The 17,157-nt window shown below is 69.5% G+C and carries 14 protein-coding genes; 5 read left to right on the top strand and 9 right to left on the bottom strand.

All coding sequences use genetic code 11. The features are described 5' to 3' along the window. Nucleotides 1-11 precede the first annotated feature (11 nt). From JGU66_14315 to JGU66_14295, 5 genes are read right to left on the bottom strand one after another with little or no spacing between them, the layout of a single operon-like run. Nucleotides 12-797: a hypothetical protein gene (locus JGU66_14315; GenBank protein MBJ6761945.1), complete on the bottom strand. Its 786-nt coding sequence runs from the start codon at nucleotides 795-797 to the stop codon at nucleotides 12-14. 20 nt (nucleotides 798-817) lie between these two features. Beyond that, on the bottom strand, nucleotides 818-1,591 hold the full coding sequence (truA, locus tag JGU66_14310) for a tRNA pseudouridine(38-40) synthase TruA (protein MBJ6761944.1): 774 nt from the start codon (nucleotides 1,589-1,591) through the stop codon (nucleotides 818-820). A 6-nt stretch (nucleotides 1,592-1,597) separates the two neighbouring features. Then, nucleotides 1,598-2,929: a protein kinase gene (locus JGU66_14305; protein ID MBJ6761943.1), complete on the bottom strand. Its 1,332-nt coding sequence runs from the start codon at nucleotides 2,927-2,929 to the stop codon at nucleotides 1,598-1,600. 37 nt (nucleotides 2,930-2,966) lie between these two features. Next, complete coding sequence (locus JGU66_14300) at nucleotides 2,967-3,953, bottom strand: class I SAM-dependent rRNA methyltransferase (protein ID MBJ6761942.1); 987 nt, start codon at nucleotides 3,951-3,953, stop codon at nucleotides 2,967-2,969. Continuing rightward, nucleotides 3,950-5,290: an amidohydrolase family protein gene (locus JGU66_14295; GenBank protein ID MBJ6761941.1), complete on the bottom strand. Its 1,341-nt coding sequence runs from the start codon at nucleotides 5,288-5,290 to the stop codon at nucleotides 3,950-3,952. The genes JGU66_14300 and JGU66_14295 overlap by 4 nt, the downstream gene beginning before the upstream one ends. A 155-nt stretch (nucleotides 5,291-5,445) precedes the next feature. On the opposite strand from JGU66_14295, the gene JGU66_14290 reads away from it, so the two are divergent. Then, nucleotides 5,446-6,942 carry a hypothetical protein gene (locus JGU66_14290; GenBank protein ID MBJ6761940.1) on the top strand — a complete coding sequence of 499 codons (1,497 nt, stop codon included), beginning with the start codon at nucleotides 5,446-5,448 and terminating at the stop codon, nucleotides 6,940-6,942. 16 nt (nucleotides 6,943-6,958) lie between these two features. Here JGU66_14290 and JGU66_14285 read toward each other — a convergent pair whose 3' ends face one another. The 3 genes from JGU66_14285 to JGU66_14275 all read right to left on the bottom strand — a co-directional run bounded on the left by JGU66_14285 (nucleotide 6,959) and on the right by JGU66_14275 (nucleotide 11,250). After that, a complete protein-coding gene (locus JGU66_14285; protein ID MBJ6761939.1) occupies nucleotides 6,959-7,834 on the bottom strand; it encodes a hypothetical protein in 876 nt (291 codons plus the stop codon). A gap of 104 nt (nucleotides 7,835-7,938) precedes the next feature. Further along, nucleotides 7,939-8,196 (bottom strand): hypothetical protein, encoded by a 258-nt coding sequence (locus JGU66_14280; protein MBJ6761938.1) that lies wholly within the window; start codon nucleotides 8,194-8,196, stop codon nucleotides 7,939-7,941. A gap of 165 nt (nucleotides 8,197-8,361) precedes the next feature. Further along, nucleotides 8,362-11,250: a fused MFS/spermidine synthase gene (locus JGU66_14275; GenBank protein ID MBJ6761937.1), complete on the bottom strand. Its 2,889-nt coding sequence runs from the start codon at nucleotides 11,248-11,250 to the stop codon at nucleotides 8,362-8,364. A gap of 43 nt (nucleotides 11,251-11,293) precedes the next feature. On the opposite strand from JGU66_14275, the gene JGU66_14270 reads away from it, so the two are divergent. From JGU66_14270 to mrpC, 3 genes are all read left to right on the top strand, one after another. After that, nucleotides 11,294-12,268, top strand: coding sequence for a HAMP domain-containing histidine kinase (locus JGU66_14270; GenBank protein ID MBJ6761936.1), 975 nt, complete (start codon nucleotides 11,294-11,296; stop codon nucleotides 12,266-12,268). A 7-nt stretch (nucleotides 12,269-12,275) separates the two neighbouring features. Beyond that, the gene (locus JGU66_14265) at nucleotides 12,276-13,706 is read left to right on the top strand and encodes a sigma-54-dependent Fis family transcriptional regulator (protein MBJ6761935.1); all 1,431 of its coding nucleotides are present in this window, start codon (nucleotides 12,276-12,278) and stop codon (nucleotides 13,704-13,706) included. A 276-nt stretch (nucleotides 13,707-13,982) separates the two neighbouring features. Beyond that, nucleotides 13,983-14,729 (top strand): Crp/Fnr family transcriptional regulator MrpC, encoded by a 747-nt coding sequence (gene mrpC, locus JGU66_14260; protein ID MBJ6761934.1) that lies wholly within the window; start codon nucleotides 13,983-13,985, stop codon nucleotides 14,727-14,729. A 25-nt stretch (nucleotides 14,730-14,754) separates the two neighbouring features. On the opposite strand, the gene JGU66_14255 is transcribed toward mrpC, so the two are convergent. Beyond that, nucleotides 14,755-15,651, bottom strand: coding sequence for a hypothetical protein (locus JGU66_14255; protein ID MBJ6761933.1), 897 nt, complete (start codon nucleotides 15,649-15,651; stop codon nucleotides 14,755-14,757). A gap of 206 nt (nucleotides 15,652-15,857) precedes the next feature. On the opposite strand from JGU66_14255, the gene JGU66_14250 reads away from it, so the two are divergent. Next, nucleotides 15,858-17,129 carry a hypothetical protein gene (locus JGU66_14250; protein MBJ6761932.1) on the top strand — a complete coding sequence of 424 codons (1,272 nt, stop codon included), beginning with the start codon at nucleotides 15,858-15,860 and terminating at the stop codon, nucleotides 17,127-17,129. The last annotated feature ends 28 nt before the right edge of the window (nucleotides 17,130-17,157 follow it).

Genomic DNA, 17,157 nt, shown 5'->3' with positions numbered 1-17,157 from the left:
CCGCGGACCGCTCACGCCGCGGGCGACTTGGGCGCCTGAGGCTCCACCGCCTCGGGCGTCCCCGCCGGCGTGAGCGAAGTCACCGCGCCTGAAGACTGTCCCTCCGACGACGGGAGCGCGGCGCTGGACGCCAGCGACTGCTCGCTCGTGGGGGCAGCAGCGGACTCCAGCGGGAGCAACGTCGGGGTCTCCGCTGCCGGGCCCAGCGTCGAGGCGGGCGGAGTGGTGGCATCGGCAGCGGCGGTGCCCTCGCGCTGCTCCAGCCGTGCGCCGCCCTGGGCCGCGGCTTGGAGGAACTCGTCGTACTCCGACTTGCGCGACTCCGCCTTCGTCTGCGCCTGTCGCGCGACCGTGGCCGCCGCCGCGCGCCCTGCCTTCACGGCCTGCGCGGTGAAGAACACGCCTACGGCGAAGGCCGCCCAACGCAACAACGTCGGCAGGCCGCCCTCCCACAGGCTCCCAGTGCCATCGCGCACCAGGTCCAGCGCCACCACGAAGAGCGCACCGGACACGCCCGAGCCCACCGCCGTGTTCCAGGGGCGCAGGTCGAACGCGCGCGCGGCACCGTAGGCGAGCGCGGGCAACACCCCGAGCACCCACAGGTTCTCCAGGGCCACGGCCATGGCGATGCGCAGTGGCTCGAAGGGCAGGTCCAACACGCGCGTGGACAGCCGCAGGGTCAACGCCACGCTGAGGATGGACCCCAGCACCAGCGACAGGAATCCCAGTCCAACGATGAACTGGAAGCGCCGGACGCGGACGCGCAACGGGGCGAGGACACCGTCTTGATTGCTCACGCGCCGCAGCCTACCGCACTTCAGTCCTCGTCTTCGTCTCCACCGGGAGGGCCATCGCCGTAGAAGACCTCCTCCAGGACCAGGCCCTGCGGCGGCGCGGTCGGGCCCGCTCGCTTCCGGTCGAGCGAGGCCAGCACCTCGGCCACCCAGGCCTCGGGGCGCTTTCCCTTCCCGACATCCACCAGCGTGCCCACCAGGTTGCGCACCATGTGCTTGAGGAACGCGGTGCCCTCCACCACGAACGACACCGCGTCGCCCCGCGTCCCCTCGACGCGCAGCGAGCGGATCTCCCGCATCGCGTGCTTCGCCTGGCAGTCCGACGCACGGAACGCGGAGAAGTCATGCCGCCCCTCCAGCACCCGCGCCGCGCGTCGCATGGCCTCCACGTCGAGTGGCGCGAACACCTCCCAATGCGTGTCCCGTCGGAGCGGTGAGCGCGTGGGCCGGTTGCTGACGCGATAGCGGTAGCGCTTGCCTCGCGACCAGCGACGCGGGTCGAACTCCGCGGGGACTTCCTCGGCGGCCACCACGGCGATGTCCGAGGGCAGCATCCCGTTGAGCCCCATCCGGTAGGCCTTCAGCGGGAGCACGCGCGTGGTGTCGAAGCAGGCCACCTGCCCCTCGGCGTGAACGCCCGAGTCCGTGCGGCCCGCCGAGTTCACGACCACGGGCTCGCCCAGCAGGCGGGCCAGGGTGTCCTGCATCACGGCCTGGATGGAGGGCCCGTTGGGCTGCATCTGCCAGCCCACGTAACGGGTGCCGTCGTATTCGAGCGTCAGTTTCAGTCGCGGCATGGGCGCTCAGCGGTACTTCAGCCATGCCTCCAGCAGCTCGGCCACCATGCGGCCGGCGGGCACGCCGTGCTTGCGCGCCAGCGCTTCCAGCGACTCGGACATCGAGGGGCTCAAGGGCACGGCCAGCATGCGCGGCTCGGTGCGCTCCTCGTGAGGCCAGGGCACCGGCTCGGACGCGGCCTCCACGGGAACGGGAGCGGGCTCGACCACCGCGGGTGCCGTGGGCGTCTCGGGGACGGGCTCGGCCTCCAGCGGAGGGACGACCTCCAGGGCCGGCGCCTCGGCCGCGGGTGCATCGGCCACGGCGGCCACGACCTCGGACAGCTCCAGCGCTTCCTCGGACGTCGGAGCCGAGGACTGACGGCTCGCGAGCCTTCGCTGCTCTTCGGCCAGTTCATCCTCGAAGAGCTGCTTGATGAAGTTGGCGAGGTGAAGGGGCGTGGGCGTGAACTCGTACGCGTCCAGGAACGCATCCAAGTCCCGCTGGAGGTCCGCGGCCGTCGCGTAGCGGCGGTCCCGGTCGCGGTCCAGGGCCTTCATGAGGATGGCTTCCACGCGCTCCGGCAGGTCCTCGCGGAAGTACGAGGGCGCGTAGATCTTCCCCTCGGTGATGCTGCGCATCACCGCCACATCCGTCTCGCCCGTGAAGAGCTTGAAGCCCGTGAGCCACTCGTAGAGCACGGTGCCCAGCGAGAAGATGTCGCTGCGGCAATCCACGGGGCGACCCAGGCACTGCTCCGGGCTCAGGTAGCTGAGCTTGCCTTTGATCTCCCCGGTGCGCGTCTGCTCCACCTGCGTGGTGGCCTTGGCGATGCCGAAGTCGAGCACCTTCACCGAGCCATCGAACGAGACGACGATGTTCTCCGGCGTCACGTCGCGGTGGACGATGTTCAGCGGGTTGCCATACAGGTCCACCTTCTGGTGGGCGTAGTGCAGGCCCGCGCACACGCACGAGGCAATCTTCAGCGCGTACACCATGGGGAAGGGAATCCCCAGGGACTCGGCCTTGGGCACGACCCGCCGCATGTCGCGGCCGGAGACGTACTCCATGGCGATGAAGTGGCTCTCGGCAATCTTCCCCAGGTCGTGGATCTGCACGATGTTGGGGTGATTGAGCTGCGAGGCCAGCCGCGCCTCGTTGAGGAACATCTTCACGAAGGCCGCGTGCTTGGACAGGTGGGGCCGGATGCGCTTGATGACGACGGGCGTCTCGCGTCCCTGCTTGTCCGTCTGATGGGCGAGGAAGATCTCCGCCATGCCGCCCACGGCAATCCGGTCGATGAGCCGGTACTTGCCGAAGCGGCCGGCGTCGCGCTGCTGCGATGCGGCGGAAGGCATGACTGGAAGCACTGTAACCGCGCCCGGCCCGGCGGCGCTAACGAAGTTGGACGACGTGAACCTTCAAGGCGGGTTCCTCGCCCGCGGGCGCGGGGAAGTCCAACGCGGAAGGACCGAGCGCCCCCACCCCTCGCCCCGTCCGTCCCGCGAGCGCCACGCCCTCCGCGACCATCGCCTCGAAGCGCCGCGAGGGCAGCCCCGCGTGATTGCAGCAGGCGACCAGCCGTCCCCCCGGTGCCACCAGCCGAGCCGCGGACTCAGCCAGCTGCGCGTAGTCGCGCGCGGCGGAGAAGCGGGTCGTCTTGGTGGTGGAGAACGACGGGGGATCCGACACCACCAGGTCGAAGGTCTCGCCCTTCTTCGCCAATCGCTTGAGCCACTCGAAGACATCGCCCGCGATGTAGTCGTAGCGGTCCACCGCCTGCCCGTTGAGCCGCGCGTTCTCCTCGCCCCACTCCAGCACGCGGCGGCTCGCGTCGATGTTGAGCGCGCGCGTCGCGCCACCCGCGAGGGCCGCCACGCCGAACGCGCACGTGTACGCGAAGAGGTTGAGGACCGTGAGGCCGCGCGCCTGCGCGCGCAGCCACGCTCGCGTGTCGCGCATGTCCAGGTACAGGCCCACCGACAGCCCCTGCCCCGGCTGGATGAGGAAGGACAGCCCCCCCTCCTTCGCCACCCACGACTCGCGCGACTCACCCCGCGCGGCCTGCTCCGGCGCGAGCGCATCCTTCGCCACATTGGCGAGCACGCGCGCCTCTCGAGGACGACGCTTGAGGTACAGCGAGCGCGGCGCCCAGGCCTCCATCGCCGCGTCGAGCAGCATCGCCTCTTCGTCGGGCGAGAAGTCCCGATAGAGGCTCACCACGCACAGGTCATCGAACACGTCCGCAGTCACGTCCGGCACGCCATCCGCGCCAGCGTTGAGCAGACGAAACGCGGAGGTGCGCGAGTCAGACAGCAGAGGCCCGCGTCGAGCACGGGCCGCGCGAAGCACCTCAGCGAGGGCGGGAGGAAGCGCGCTCATACCCCGCCATACGACGGGAGCCGCGCCCGGGTCCACACACGCGCGAGCGCATCCGCCGCGGCACGGGACAGCTCCACATAGTCGGAGCCCAGGAGCTGGCCCTCGCGCACGCACACCCGGCCGTGCACGATGGTCCACGCCACGCGCGAGTGCGCGACCTGTCCCAGCAGGTGCGGCGAGTAACCCGTCTCGGGGTCCGCGGCAGGAACAGCGTCATACACGACGAGGTCCGCGAGCCCTCCCTCCTCCACGGCGCCCGACGGCGCGCCGAAGATTCGGGTGCACAGCTCGGCGGGCCCGCTGACGAGCAGGTGAGCCAGCGAGCTATCGGGATCCAGCAACCGCCCAGTGCGCGCGATGTGCAACACCCCCACCGTGGCCGCGAGCAGTTCCTCTTGCAGCGTCCCGTGCCCGCCCGTCCCCAGGCCCACCAGGTGGAGCTTGGACAGGACGGCCTCCATCGGGTCGCCGCCATGCTCCAGCGTGCGCGTTCCCCGAGGCGTGAGGGCCACGAACGTCTCCGTCGCGGCGAGCCGCTCCGCGTCGGCGTTGTCCACCACGCGCGCGTAGCCCGCGATGGCGTGCGGACCCAACAGCCCGAGCGACTCGAGCCGAGGCACCACGCGGCGGCTGAACTGCGCATACGTCGTGGTGAGGTCGTCCTCGCTCTCCGCGAGGTGGAACAGGGTGAACGCGCCCAGCTCCTCGCGCAGGCGAGCCAGCCGGGTGAGCAGCGCGTCCTCGGCGGTGTAGGACGCATGGAAGCCCAGCACGCCGCGCACCAGCGGGTGCTTCAGGTAGCGGCGCGCGAAGTCCGCGTTGGCCTCCAGCTGCGCCTCGGCCGCGGCGGGCCCATCCAGGCTGTGGGTGGAGTGGCCCGTCACCAGGCGCAGCCCCAGTTGCTCCGCGGCACGTGCCTGCGCGGCCAGCGCTCCAGCCACATCCGAGGGGCACGCCAGGTGCTCGACCACCAGGGTGATGCCCTCGCGCAGGGCCCGCGCCGCGGCGAAGCGAGTGAGCGCCTCCACGTCCTCGGCGGTGACGTGCGCCGCCACGTGGCGCATCCGGCCCAGGCGCGATCGCGGCAGCCGCAGCAGGAAGTCGCCGTTGGGAGGCAACAGCTGGCCATTCACGAGGTGCGAGTGACAATCCACCAGCCCGGGCGCGACGAGGCGCCCTCGACAGGCCACCTCCCAGTCTCCGGGCAGCACGGGCACCTCGGCATCGGGCGCCACGCGGCGGATGAGGCCTCCCTCCACCACCACGGCCATGCCGGTACGGACACGACCATCTGCGCGGAACACGGCGCAGTTCTTCAGCAACAGGCGGCCTTCCATGGACGCTCGCGTCTTAGCATGGGCCCCCCAGGGAAATATCGACTCGCGCAGGTGGGGGCGGCCTTTCGTGGGGTGGGTCACGTCGTGCCCGGTTGGTGGCTCCGGATACATGCCGCCTTCTTCCGGACACCTCGGGCGCGGTAGCCTGCGCCCACATGCGGAAGCGGTTCCTTCTCCTCCCCGGGCCGGCGGCACTCCTGGCGCTCTGGCTCGTCACGAAGCTCGGGCTGTCGCCCCTCAAGAACTACGACCTGTTCTTCCACCTCGCGGGCGGCCGCTTCGTGTTGGAGCACGGCTTCACGCGAGTGGATCCCTTCAGCCTCACTGGCACTGCGGGCTGGGTGCCTCATGAGTGGGGCTTCGGGGTCGCGTGCGTCCTCCTCGTCAAGCTGCTGGGCGCCGCGGGCCCCGCGCTCTTCGTCGCCGGGCTGGTCGCCGCCAACGTGCTCGTACTGTGGGCCGCGCTGGGTCGCGCCGCATCGGGACCGCGCGGGTTGCTCGCGGTGGCCACGCTCGTGGCGATGCTCGCGGTGCAGTCCCCCACCTGGCCCCAGGAGCGCCCCTACCACCTGGGTCACCTCCTCTTCGCGTTCGCGGTGATGGCCGTGCTGGCCTGGCGCGGTGGCAATGACCGCGTCCTGTGGGCCTTCCCCGTGCTGGGCGTCCTGTGGGCCAACGTGCACGGGAGCTGGCTGCTAGGGCCCGCGCTGCTCGGCGCCACGGCCGTGGGGCAAGCGCTGGACGTCCCCACTCCGGAGTCGCGCAAGCGCTCCGTGAAGGCCCTGGGCTTCTGCGTGGCGATGTTCCTGGCCGCGGGCCTGGGCCCTGATGGCACGGCCATCTACCTCTACCCGCTGCACCACTCGGTGCTGCCGTCCACGCAGACCATCGTCGAGTGGCGACCGCTCGACCTGGACATGGGCGCGAGCTGGGCCTACCTCGCGCTCTTTGGCGCCACCCTGTTCGCCGTGGGTCAGTCCCCCACGCGCAAGGTGGCCAGCCTGCTGCCCACGCTGGTGCTCGGCATCGCGGCGCTCAAGGTGCAACGACACGCGCCCTTCGCGGGCGTGCTGCTCGGGCTCGCGCTCCTGGAGCACGCGGCCCTGTCCGAGCGACAGTTCGCCCTCCCCGCGGCCCTGCGCCGAATCCTGGAGGGAGTGGATCGTCGCGTCGCCACCTGGAGCGCAACCGCGCGAGGAAACGTGTGGCCAGCGGTGGTGCTCGCGGGGCTCGTGACGGTGCACGCGCGCACGCCCCTGCCCATCGAAGCAGGGGTGCGGCACGCCACCATTCCGCTGAAGGTCTTCGAGGCGCTGCGCAAGCTGCCGCCCGGCAAGGTGCTCAACCGGTTCGTCATCGGCGGCCCCATCTCGTACTTCGCGGGCGCCGACTACAAGGTCTTCATCGACAGCCGGAATGACCCCTTCCCCATGGCCATCCACGACGACTACGAGCGGCTCGTCTGGTCCGAGCCCGGCTGGGAGGACGTGCTCACGCGCTATGACCCGGACTACCTCGTCTGGGACACGGTGAATCCGGGCAACATCCTGCTCGACCACCTGCGCACGCGCGGTGGCTGGCGCGAGGCCTCGCGCGATGGCGAGTACGTGCTCTGGATTCGCGAGCGCGCCGCCACCGCGACGCCGCCGTGATGCCCCGTCGCGACGCTCAGCGCGACGGACTGGACGGCGGGCGAAAGACGTAGAGCACCAGCCCGCCGCTCGCCTCGGTGCGCACCTGGGCCGCGCGCCGGAGCACCCAGAGCTGGCCCACCTTCACGGGCCGAGCCTCCGGCGCAGCAAGCGTCCCCGTGCCCCGCGCCACGTAGAGCACCACGGGCTGCTCGGGCGTGGCGGTCAGCGCGCGCTCCCCTCCATCCAGCAGGAGGCTCGACATGTGCCCATCGAGCACGGGCAGCGCCTCCTCGCGGGACGTTTCTCCCTTCGCGCGGAGTGCCGCGAGCGACAGGTCCGGATCGAAGGCGAAGGGCTCACGCCCCTGCTTCATCCGAGCGTCATCCGCGTCGACGTAGAGGTTGCCGTCGAAGTGCGGCGTGGCGAAGACGAGGTTGCCCAGGAACTGCTCCGCCGAAGGATTGCGCCACTCATGGCCCGTGAAGGGCGGAGAGCCGATCAACTCACCGGGCCGCCTCGGCGACCGGAGCTCGATGAGCGCATCATCCCGTCCCCACACCTGCCGCACGAGGGCCTGCCCCGCGGCAATCACCGTCGCCTCGTGGGTGCCTCGGTGGATGTGCAGAGGACACGTCTGGCCCCTGCCCATGGCGTGCAGATGCACGGTGGCGCTGTCGCCGTAGAAGTACGTCTCCGAGACATCCGCCGCGCCTGGGTTGTGCCGAGCCAGGGCCTCGAAGCGCGCCGGCACGTCGAACACTTCCACGTCCGGATCCGGCGCGGTCGCCATGGCTCGCCGCACGGCGCCGAGCACGCCCAGCAGCGACAGCGACAGCACGACCACCAGCCCGCGATACAGCCAGAGGCGGCGATTCAACGAGACGAGGGCATCGGGGACGGGCGCGCTCACAAGGCACGCATCCTAGCCGTCACCTCGCGCGCCATGGCCCCAAACGGAAATGGCAGGTACCTCGAGAGAGGCACCTGCCATTCATGCAACGAACACCTGAGAAATCAGTAGGTGTTGTTGTGACCGAAGTCCTTCATGGTCTTCTTGTTCAGCGTGTCGTTGGACTTCTGACCCGTGTTGTCCACGTTGTCCTCGCCGGCGAGGGCCGCGGCCGAGGCACCGAACAGCTTGCGGATGTTGTCGCCGAACAGCGTGATGACGCCGATGGCGGCGATCGCGATGAGGGCAACGATGATGATGTACTCGGTCATACCCTGACCACGCGACTTGCGCAGCTGGGTCTTCTTGCTGAGGGCCTTCATGGAAGCTCCCGGGTTGAAGCGGTGGAGTTGCTCACCCTGAGCTGCCAGGGTTCGAAACGCACAGTAGAGGGATCCCACCTCCACCTCCATCCGTCATCGGGAGGATGGGGAGAAATCTAGGAATTCCGGGCCGGTTACCCCTCTCGGCCCGGTGAGCAGGCCATTTCAGGGGCCTGACGGAGCCGCGATGGGCTCCGCGGCGGGCGCGCAAGCCGTGGACGGCAGGGCCTCGCAGAGCGTGCGCAGGGCCGCTGCGAGTGGAGCATGTTCCGGGTGGGCGCGCGAGACCTCACGGCCCAGGGCCACCGCCTCGGCGGTGTGCTGGGGCGTCCAGACGGTGCGCTGAGCCCAGATCTGCGCCGCGACGAGCTTCAGGTACGCCGTGATCAGCTCGGGCTCGCGGCCCCCCTTCTCCACTTCCGGCAAGAGCAGCGAGGCGGCCAGGGTGAGGTCCTGCTGGGCCAGCGCGGCCTTGCTCAGCGCCACGGCCGCATCACGGCTGTCCGGTGCGAGCGAGCGCCAGAGCGTGGCCACGCCCCGCACCAACGGATCATTCGCGGCGTGGAACCGCTCGATGTTGCGCGCCAGCCCCGCCACCTGCTCGGCGGTGGGCGGGTGCTCGCGCACGTAGTCGTGGATGAACAGGCGAGGGCCGCCATCCGGCGCGCGCCGCTCGTCCTTCACGCGCACGTCCAGGTTGCCCACGAAGAAGGCGATGGGCGAGGCGTACTCGAGGAGGTTGTGATCATCCGTGTTGATGGGCCCCGGCCCCGCGAACTCCAGCTGACCTGCCTCGCTGTGCACCTGCTTGGACAGCAGCGCGAAGACGTCGCGGATGTCCACGCGGTCCAGGTCGGCCTTCGGCTCGGGACGGCCCATCCGCTCGGCCACGCGCGCGGCGTCGAAGGTGATGGGCTTGCGGCTCGCCACCAGGATGAGGTCCTGCGGGCCCAGCCATGTCGTTGCATGCGGGAAGGTGTCGCGCAGGGTCCGGATGACCAGCTTGATGAGTTCTTCGTTGCTCTCGTAGGTGTGGATCCACTGCACCAGCACGCCGTCGTCCGAGAGGTGCTGATCCACCGTCTGGAAGAAGTCCCGCGTGAACAGCCCGGACACGCCCGCGACCCACGGGTTGGAGGGCACGCTCACCACGAGGTCGTACTTGCGCGGGGCGAGCGCCATGAACGTCTTGGCGTCATCGATGTGCACGTGCGTGCGCGGATCATCCACCGCGTTGCGATTGTCCGCCTTGAAGAGGCGCGCGGCGTCGATGACCGCGGGGGAGATCTCCACCATGTCCAGCCGCTCGATGGGATGGGCCAGCACGCTGCCCGCGGTGATGGCGGCGCCCGCGCCGACGAGCAGCACGTTCTTGGGGTCGCGCGGATGCAGCAGCACGCCCAGGTGCCCGGCCACCACCTGCGTCTCCACGTCGCTGCCGTTGGAGGCATCCACCTTGCCGTTGAGCTTCATGAAGCGCAGGTGGTCGGGCGGATAGTCGCCCACCAGGACCGTGGCGAACGTGTCGTCGCGGTAGAAGACGGGGCGGATGTCGCGCTCGGTGTCCGCCACCAGCTTCGCGTAGCTCTCAGGCGGCCTCTGGTGCACGCGGATGGCGGCGATGGCGCTCAGCCGCACCGGCCATCCGTGCATGCTCCCCAGCACGACGACCGCCAGCACCGCCGTCGCGGCCACCGGCCACAGCGCACGTCCCGGCCCGCCCACGCGCGCGGCGTCCACCTTCGCTCCGGGCGCGGCCCCGTAGGCCAGCCCCGCGGCGATCAGGTTCGCCACCACGCCCGCGACGAAGTTGCCCTCCATGCCCCACCACGGCATGAGCAACAGCCCGCCCAGCGCGGAGCCGGTGATGGTGCCCACCGTGTTCCACAGGTAGACGCCGCCCAACTGGCGCCCCACCTCGGACACCTTGGCCGTGGCCACGCGAGCGACAGCCGGGAACGCCGCGCCCATGAAGAACGTGGGCGCGAGCAGCACCGCGCAGCAGAACGCGAAGGTGAGCACCTGGAACACCGGCCACGTGTCGATGGAACGCGACAGCATCCACTGCGCCTGGCGGAACAGGTGCGGCAGCCGCACATACAGCGGCAGCGCCACGCAGACGCTCACCACCAGCGCCACCTGCATCCGCCCGAACAGGCGCAGCGAGTCCACGCCCTCGCGGCGCATCATCAGCCAGAAGCTGCCCAGGCCAATGCCCAGGATGAACGCGGTGAGGATGAGCGTGAAGGCATACGTGGATGCGCCCAGCACGATGGACAGCAGGCGGATCCACGTCACCTGGTACAGCATCGACGTGAAGCCAGACAGCAGCACGCCCACCAGCGCGGCGCGCACCGCCGTCCGTGGATAGGCGACCTCGGTGTCCCCTTCCGAACTCGGTGCCGACTCTCCCGGCCGCAGCGCGGGAGGCGTGGTGCGAGCCAGGGCCAGCGCGGCCAGCGCCAATAGGATGTTGAGGCCCGCGGCCAGCGTGGCCGAGGCGGACAGGCCAATGACTGGCACCAGCCGCGTGCCCGCCACGAACGCGCCCACCGCCGCGCCCAGGCTGTTGACCGCGTACAGCCGCGCCAGCTCACGCCTCACTCCCGCGAGGCTCGCCGCGAAGTGCCGCACCAGCGCGGGCAGCGTGCCGCCCATCAGCAGCGTGGGCACCACCAGCGACAGCGCCGCCACGAGGAGCCGAGGTCCGGCCCGCAGGCCCTCGGGCACGCTGGGCGCCACCGCGAGCCAGAGCGCCCCCAGCGCGCGCAGCACCGAGGGGAACGCCAGCGCATAGAGGCCGACTCCGAGTTCGAGCAGTCCGTACAGGGCCAGGGGGCTCTTCACCCGGTCCGCTGTCCGCCCGAAGACAGATGCCCCCAGGGCCAGCCCGCCCATGAACGTAGCCAGGACAACGGCATGGGCTTGTCCGCTGTTCCCCAGCACATTCCCGAGGTACTTGGACCAAACCAATTCGTATACCAGTGCGGTCGACCCCGACAGGAACAAGAGGGCAGCCACAAGGTTCTTCGGGAAACGCGTGGATCCAGACATGGGGACAGCGAGGAAGCTTACTCGGTATGTTCCAGACCCACCAATGAACTCCCACCTCCTTCAGGTCGCACGGCTCGCCTGGTCCCCAGGTCTGCGGGTAACGCGCGCCGAGGGCGACACCACCACCGTGCTGCGCCGTACCAGCGCAGACTTGCTGGACCGTCCGCTCCACGTGGCGCTGGGCGTGAGCGCCGAGCGCGCCCGCGAGCTGGACGCTCGCGCCCGTGAGGACCGCGGCGCCGTGGAGTTCGCCGCCACGCACCTGGGCGAGCAGGAGCCCTCCTTCCTCCGCCTGGTGCTGGGCGTGCTGGAGGGTGAGGCCAGCGCGGGCGTGATGGACCTGGGCACGGTGCTGGAGGGCGCCCCGCCCGTTCAAATCTCACGGCTGTCCTCCTCGCTCAGCCACGAGATCCGCAACCCCTTGTCCTCCGTGAAGATGGCCGTGCAGACGCTGGCCCGGAACACCACGCTGGGGGACCGCGACCGGCGGCGCCTCACCATCGCCAACCGGGAGATCCGCACCATGGAGCGCATGCTGTGGCTCCTGTCCGAGTACGGCCGCGACACCACGCCCAACTTCGAGGCACAGCCCCTGCGCACGGTGCTCCAGGAGGCAAACGCCATGGTGGCCCCCGAACTGGCCGAGCGCCGCATCGAGCTGGAGGTGGACGAGGAGCCGGACCTGCCTCGTGTTCGGATGGATGGCTCGCGGCTGCGGCCCGTGCTCGCGCAGGTGCTGCTCAACGTGGCCATGGGCCAACCGGAGGACAGCCGCATGCACGTGTCGCTGCGCCAGGGTGGACCCGGCCGCGTGCTCATGGTGCTCAAGGACCCCGCCGCCGCCCTGCCCCCCGAGGAGCGAGGCTCCCTCTTCGAGCCCTTCGGCTCCCGACTGGCGCGCGGAGCCGGCCTGTCCCTGGCGGCGCTGCGCCGCGTGATGATGAGCCAGGGCGGAGATGTGAGTGCCGAGGGAGGCGCGGAGCCGGGGATGGTGTTCACGCTGACCTTCGCCGCTTGAACCGCCCATGGAGACCCTCCTCATCGTCGACGACGACGTCTCACTGCTCGAAACCCTCACGATGCATTTCGAGGACATCGAGCAGGACGGGCAGCCGCGCTATCAGGTCGTCACGGCAACCAGCGCGTCGGCGGGGCTGACGGCCGCGCAGGAGTGCCTGCCCAGCGTGGTCATCCTCGACATGATGCTCCCGGACCGCACGGGCCTGGAGATCATCGAGGAGATGAAAGGCCTGTGCGGCGACGCGCGCATCATCCTCGTCACCGCCTACCACGACATGGAGACGACCATCCGGGCCATGAAGGCCGGTGCGTTCGACTACATCCACAAGCCGTTCCCGGACCCCGCCGCGCTCGACCTCGTGGTGGAGCGCGCGCTGGAGTACCGGCAGCTCTCGCGCCGCGCGGATGAGGTCAACCGCGAGAACGCCGCCGTGCGCCTGGGCGACATCGTCGGCACCAGCGGCTCCATGCAGCAGCTCGTCAAACAGATTGGCAAGGTGACGAGCAGCGCCGCCACGGTGCTGATTACCGGCGAGAGCGGCACCGGCAAGGAGCTCATCGCACGCGTCATCCACAACTACTCCTACGACGAGGCGCGGCCGTTCATCGGCATCAACTGCTCGGCCATCGTGGACACGCTGCTGGAGAGCGAGCTGTTCGGCCACGAGAAGGGCGCCTTCACCGGCGCCACCGCCGGCAAGCCCGGCAAGTTCGAGGTGGCCGAGGAAGGCACCGTCTTCCTCGACGAGATTGGAGACATGTCGCTCATGCTCCAGTCCAAGCTGCTGCGCGTCCTCCAGGAGCGCGAGTTCGAGCGCGTGGGCGGCGTCAAACGCATCAAGCTGCGCGCGCGCGTCATCGCCGCCACGCACCGCACGCTCGCCGAAGAGGTGGAGCAGAACCGCTTCCGCGAGGACCTCTATCAACGCCTCAAGGTCATCACCCTCCAGATTCCGCCCTTGCGCGAGCGGCGCGAGGACATCCCCCTCCTGGTGAAGCACCTGCTCGAGCGCATCAACGAGAAGGTGCACAAGCGCGTCACCCGCGTGCCCACCGAGGTCATGGAGCGCCTCACCCTGCTGCCCTGGCGCGGCAACGTGCGCGAGCTGGAGAACGTGCTCACCCGCGCCGTGGTGCTCGCTCCCGGCGACGTCCTGCGCGGCGACGACCTGCCCACGCTGGAGCCCACCACCCCGCCCGAGCCCGGCCGCCTCGCGGCCCCCATGTTCGCCGCCCCCGCCGTGGATGATGTGAGCCTGATCCCCACGCTGGAAGAGGCGGAACGACAGCTCATCGCCCGCGCGATGGCCGTCACCAAGGGCCACAAGGGTCGCACCTGCCAGATTCTTGGAATCAGTCGCCCCACCCTGGAGCGCAAGCTGCAGAAGTACGGCCTTGCACAGAGCCAGGGGCCCCAGGTGCCGCCGTCCCCCTGATGGCTACCTGCTGAACACTGTCCCCCCTTCGACAGTCCGGCCCAGCGATTGAACATTTCGTTCAATCTGATCAGACTGTTTGAACGTTCTGTTTCAGGTTTTGGACACGGAAATGAGGGAGATCCGGGGCTGTAGCGCTAAGTACCCGCCATTCCTGGATGTGTTCCCTCGGCAGCACTTTCAATCCGCTTGGCACATTCCTTGGAGAAGGCACTTCCCATTCGCCGGCCAGCGAGTTGGCGGGCTGCCTTTCCCCCATTCTCAGGAGTGAATGCCATGCACGGATTCAACCGCCCTCTGGGCCCCATCGGTTCCAATGTCGTGGCGCCGCTGCAAGCGACCAGCTCCGGGATGATGGTGACCGCGAACAAGCTGGTTCCCGGTCAGGAGGCCATCGACTTCAAGGGGTACTTCAAGGTCGAGTCGTTCCCGCACAACTCGACCATCTACCGGCCCGGCGACAACACGGACCGCGTCTACCTGCTGAAGTCCGGCCGCGTGCGCCTGATGCGCATCGGGAAGAATGGCACCCGCTCGGTGGTGTCCATCCTTCGCCCGGGTGACCTGTTCGGCGAGCTGTTCCGCCCCGAGGGCACGCCCATCGAGGAGATGGCCATCGCCGCGGGTGAGGCCGAGGTCTGGAGCATCGAGGGCCGCGACTTCCGCGCGCAGCTCGAGGCCCGCCCCGCCCTCGCGGTGGACGTGGTCCGCGCCTACGCCGAGCGCGTGCGTGCCCTGCGCAAGCGCGTGCTGGGCCTGACCTTCAAGGAAGTGCCCGCGCGGCTGGCGGACACGCTCCTCACGCTGGTGGAAGCCCACGGCGAGCGCTGCCCGCACGGCGGCGAGACGGACCTGCGCGGCATCACCCAGCAAGACCTCGCGGACCTGGTGGGCGCCTCGCGCTCGTTCGTGTCCACGCTCATCAACGAGATGAAGCGCGAGGGCGTGCTGGGCAACGTGGGCCGCATCCTCTGCGTGCGCGACCAGAAGGCGCTGCGGAAGATCGCCTCGAAGGAGAAGTAGTCGCACCCCGCGTCGGGCGAGGGCTTCAGAACGTGAAGCCCAGTCCGAGGTAGGGGCCGAACAGTCGCTCGCGGTGCGCGACACCGTCCACCTTCCCCGCGTCATCGAGGAAGAGGCCGCGCACGCCACCGCGAAGCACCAACCCTCCGGCATGCAGCGCGAGCCCGGCCTCGCCATCTACCTGGCGATGCGGGAAGGGCGTCGCCTGCGCCCGAGCCTCCAAGTCGAGCGGCCCCACGACGCAGCCCTCGAAGGAGAACCCCACGCTGGGCCCGATGAAGGTCGCATCCGCGCCATGCGCGGTGCTCACACCCGCCTCGGCGCGCAACCGCGCCTGCGGGATGGCCACCAACGCCCACGCGACATGGACCTCTGAGACGGAGATGGGGTCCGAGCCGCTCCCGCCGTCCTCCGCGTTCAGGAAGAGACGGATGAGCCGCGCGTCCACGCCGAAGTAACGCCCATCCACGCCCAGGAAGTAGTCGGCCCCCTTGCCCTGCCGCGACAGAATCAGGGCCTGGGCCCCCATCCGCACGGAGATGGGAGCGGCATGGCGCTGATCCGAGATGACGCCCGCGGGCAGCTCGCCGTTCGGTGACACCGACGGGTGATTCCCGGACTGCGCGATGATGAAGACGAGGTTGCGCACCAGCAGCTCGACCATGAAGCCGGCGATCGCACTGCCGATGTCGCCGCCACCCCCGTCGTCATCGTCACGGACGGGTTCGACGACATCCTCGTCCGAGGACACCGTCTCGCGATGAGCCATCTTGGCGGGCTCATCGTCCGACTCGGTTCCTATCGCGGTGGCCTCATGGGTGCGCTTCTCGGACTTCGAGTCGTCCGAACGCTTGCCGAATTCAGCCCGCGCGGGAGCAGCGACGAGCAATCCGGAGAGGAGGCCCGCGCACCACCCTGCCATGGGGAACCGCATGTTCGCCTCGTGCGTGCGGCTCACTCCGGCCAGCGCCTCGCGCTCCGCTGACATAACACGCTCCGTCCATGGAAAATCCAAGACGCGGCATGTCATCCAGGCTCGCGGGTGGCTGGCTATAGTGGCCGCGCCCCATGACGCCTTCCCCCGCGGTCTCCGCACCGCCACTCTCCCGGCCAGGTTTCGCACGCGCGTTGGACGGGTTCATTCCCGTGGTGGGTCTGCTCGGACTGCTCGCGATGGGCGTGTTCTACCGAGCCCATCCGGAGCTGGAGCCCATCCGCTCGGATGGATACGGGCACTACCTGTACCTGCCCGCGGTCTTCGTGCAGCACGACCTGTCGATGCGCACCGAAGTCGCCGAGTGGGGCGAGAACTGGGACCCCAACATCGGCCTGACGGAGGACCCTCGCACGGGGCGATACCTGAACCGGTTCCCGCCGGGACAGGCGCTGCTCATGCTGCCCGCGTTCCTGCTCGCGCATGCCTATGCCTCCGTGACCGGGGGCGTGCCGGATGGTTTCTCCACGCCCTATCAGGTCATGGCGGCCCTCAATGGATGGCTGGCCTTGCTGGTGGGGTTGGCCCTGCTTCGGCGAGCGCTGTCAGCGCTGTTCTCGCCGGGCGTGGTGCTCGCGACGCTGGCGGCGGTGACGCTGGGCACCAACCTGTTCCACTACGGCACGTACGACGCCATCTTCAGCCACGTCTACTCGTTCGCGCTGTTCGCGGCGCTGCTCGTCGTGCTGCCCGAGTGGTATCGCGAACCCACGGCGCGGCGCTCGGTGGTGCTGGGATTGGTAGCGGGGTTCATCGTCCTGGTGCGCAATCCCAACGCCGTGGTGCTGCTGCTCGTCCCGTTGTACGGCGTGGTGGATGGGGCGACGCAGCGAGCGCGATTGGCGTTCTTTCGCGCGAACATGTGGCAGGTGGCGCTGGCATCGCTCGCGTTCCTCGCCGTGGTGGGCGTCCTGATTGCGTACTGGCACTTCGTGACGGGGGCGTGGCTGGTCTACTCGTATCGCGGCTACGGGTTCCGCTTCGACCATCCGCAGGTGCTGCCGGTGCTGTTCAGCGTGCGCAAGGGGCTCTTCTTCTGGGCCCCCGTGTGGCTGTTCGCGGTGGTGGGTTTCGGCAAGGCGCGTGAGCAATTGGAGCCCTACGTGCTGCCGGTGTTCCTCTTCTTCCTCCTGCACACGTTCCTGGTGGCGAGCTGGTGGCACTGGCCCTACGGCGGCAGCTTCGGGCATCGCGCGTACACGGAGGCCAGCGCGCTGTTCGCCCTGGGACTCGCGGGCCTGTTCACGAGCCTGCGCCGTCCGTCGGCTCGCGCCATCGTGGGCGGACTGACGGTGGGGCTGGTGCTGCTCCAGTGCTTCCTCATGGTGCAGTACTGGCGCAACGTGCTGCCGCCGGACCGGACCACGTGGGCGAAGTACCAGAGCCTCTTCGTGCCAGGCCCGTGAGGGGCTCGTTGTCGTCTATGATGGGGCG

The sequence above is a fragment of the Myxococcaceae bacterium JPH2 genome (assembly GCA_016458225.1).
Lineage (GTDB): Bacteria > Myxococcota > Myxococcia > Myxococcales > Myxococcaceae > Citreicoccus.
Note: the sequence above shows the minus strand (reverse complement) of the source record. Positions and strands in the feature narration are given on the sequence as shown.